This is a genomic window from Kitasatospora sp. NPDC001159 (genome assembly GCF_053598235.1).
On sequence record NZ_JBSFJV010000248.1, the window covers coordinates 1 to 2,450 of the forward strand.

The window sequence follows — 2,450 nt, forward strand, 5'->3', positions numbered from 1 at the left end:
GTGGGTACTTCATCGGTGCGGCCATCGTGGGGCTTCCTTCCATGCTCCCCATCTGAACCGCTGTCAGCTTCTCCCGCATCCCGGGGGAGTCTCAGCGCCAGCCAGATCGCCCAGGATGCGGTCGGGCCCGACCGGGTTCACATGGAGGGTAACGGCGGGGGCGGAGGAGGCAGTTCACCCAGCATGGAAACCCGGCCTTCGGGGTCACCCGACCCGAATGCCACTCCGGGCGGTCGTGTCACCCCCATCGATAAGAGTGCCGACGCGACGACGGTCCGCTCGATCACCCGGGAGAACGAGTCTGCCGAGATCCTGGCAAAGAACGGTTACAAGGTCGAGCAGAACCCCAAGGTGCCTGGCGACAAGAACCCCGACTACCGCGTCGAGGGAGAAATCATGGACTGCTACGCACCTACGACCGACAAGCCGCGCGCCATCTCCCACAAGATCCAAGAGAAGGTGGACGAGGGCCAGGCTGACCGAATCGTGCTGAATATGTCCGATACCCCCGTCGACATGGATGCGATGCGAAAGCAGCTGAACGACTGGCCGATCAACGGCCTCAAGGAGGTCAAGGTGATCGACAAGGCCGGCAACATCCTCCACCTCTACCCGTAACCCAACCGAGAAAGACGGCCGACATGGCTATTTCCTACAGCTTCGACCTGGTGACGCCGCTCAGCCCCGACGAGGTAGCGACGAAACTTGAGGCGGTCGCGCGGGGACTGCAGCTGTCCAACGCATCAACAGACGCCGACAAGCTACTCGGCGACGGCTCACAGACGCTGAACGGTACCCGCATCCGGGTGACGCCGAAGAGCCCGGCCCCATGGGGGGATCCGCTCGTCGGAGGCCGCGTCTTCACACCGACCGTCTCGGTCATGTTCCGTCTCGACAAAATGGCCAATATCTCCGGCCAACAGGACGACGTCGTTCGGCTTGCGGTCGGACTGTTGTCCCACATCCCCGGTGATGCGGTCCTGCACTATGACTTCGAGGAGATCTGGCTGATGCGACGGGACGGCGAGCTGAGCCTGAGCGAGCGTTCGGACCTTTGGCCCCAACACCGCCTCGCCCTCCTCTCCCTGCCCTATCGTCGACAGACCCAGGAATTCGACTTCTCCGAAGAAAACTAACGGCCTTGGGCGCAATGAAGTCAGAGTCGGCCGGGCCGTGAGATGAAAATGGCCGCATGGGTTGGATGGGTATGAAGGGCATCTGGGCCCGTGCGGCCTATTCCCATCCTGCCCTGTCCGATATTTCCCGCCGGGTGCCTTCCCCGGCGCGACCGCGCTCGACCAGGCCCGCTCCGCCGGGAAGTTCACCCCTGTCCACGACGCCTGGTGGGCTGCGGCGGTCAGGGCGCACGGCGACGCCGAGGGGGCTCGGGCCCTGATCGAGGTGCTGCTGCTGGGCCGCCACCTCGCGCACGAGCACGTCGTCGCGGGCCTGGCCACCGCGCTGCGGGCCGGGGCCCTGACCGCGGACGCGGTCGCCCTGGAGGCCCGCAAGGCAGCCCAGGCCGAGGACGAGCCCACCGTCGCCGTGCCCGCATCGCGGCCGGTCGCCGGGCCGGGCGAGCCCACCGTCGCCGTGCCCGCATCGCGGCCGGTCGCCGGGCCGGGAGCGGCGACGGTGACCTTCCTGCACGAGTGGAAGCTCAACCATCTGCCGCCGGACACCAGGCCTCTGCCCTCGGTGACCCACTACGACCAGTTGCTCCGACACCGCCGCGTGGGCGGCGGTGACCTGCGAGAGGGAGAAGCGCCATGACCGCCATGCTGCCCCGCCAGCGGAACCTGACCGAGCAGGCCGCGACCACGGCCATCGACACCGCCTGTCGGCTGCTGCGGCTGCCGTCGATCCGCAACGAGTTCGCGGATATCGCCGATCGGGCGGTCAAGGACCAGATGACCTACCGCGGCTTCCTGGCCGAGCTGCTGATGGCGGAGTGCGACGACCGGGCCCGGCGGTCGTCGGCGGGCCCCCAGCCACACCCGCGGTCCTCTTGTTGATCACGAGCGCGAGGATAGCGGCAGCGGCGACGGGGACGGGATGCCCCCAAGTCAGTGGGCGTAGTTGCAGTGCGGGTCGAGCGTCCGTCGGGGTGCAGGCGCACAGTGGTGCGCGGCGGCGGTGTGCCGTGAAGTCGTCGGCGGGCCGGGTGTCGGGATCGACGAAGACGGCCACGGCTGGGGCGAAGACGGCGCTGTCGGCGTCGGGAAGCGGGGTGGGGCAAGGAGGCTGCCCGCCCCCGGGAGACGGGCGCGCTGACCCATCCGGCATCCTGTGGGGCTCGGAAAGTCATCGCTGCTGGTCAAGCTGCGTATCGGGACTCGTTGCGGGATCGCCTGGCTCGCCGGCGCCGGAACGCTCGCCGATGCGTGCTGGGCCGCCGGAACCGCAGTGGCGATCATCCCCTCCCTCGCCTGGGTGATCAGCGCCCTGCG

General features: G+C 68.1%; 3 protein-coding genes and 1 pseudogene. All 4 read left to right on the forward strand.

All coding sequences use genetic code 11. The features are described 5' to 3' along the window. Positions 1–618, forward strand: a 618-nt coding sequence (locus ACWC9T_RS41530; protein ID WP_449826206.1) for a CdiA C-terminal domain-containing protein, incomplete at its 5' end; no start/stop codon positions are given. A gap of 23 nt (positions 619–641) precedes the next feature. After that, entirely contained in the window at positions 642–1,136 is a 495-nt protein-coding gene (locus ACWC9T_RS41535; RefSeq protein ID WP_449826207.1) for a SitI3 family protein, read from the forward strand. A gap of 265 nt (positions 1,137–1,401) precedes the next feature. After that, entirely contained in the window at positions 1,402–1,773 is a 372-nt protein-coding gene (locus ACWC9T_RS41540) for a hypothetical protein (RefSeq protein WP_449826208.1), read from the forward strand. A 5-nt stretch (positions 1,774–1,778) separates the two neighbouring features. Continuing rightward, positions 1,779–1,979 (forward strand): annotated as a pseudogene (locus tag ACWC9T_RS41545) (IS21-like element helper ATPase IstB); the annotation flags it as partial. Positions 1,980–2,450: the final 471 nt, after the last annotated feature.

Excerpts from the sequence above, each read along its gene's own strand:
- ACWC9T_RS41535 (WP_449826207.1), top strand. The coding sequence starts at position 642 with ATGGCTATTTCCTACAGCTTCGACCTGGTGACGCCGCTCAGCCCCGAC.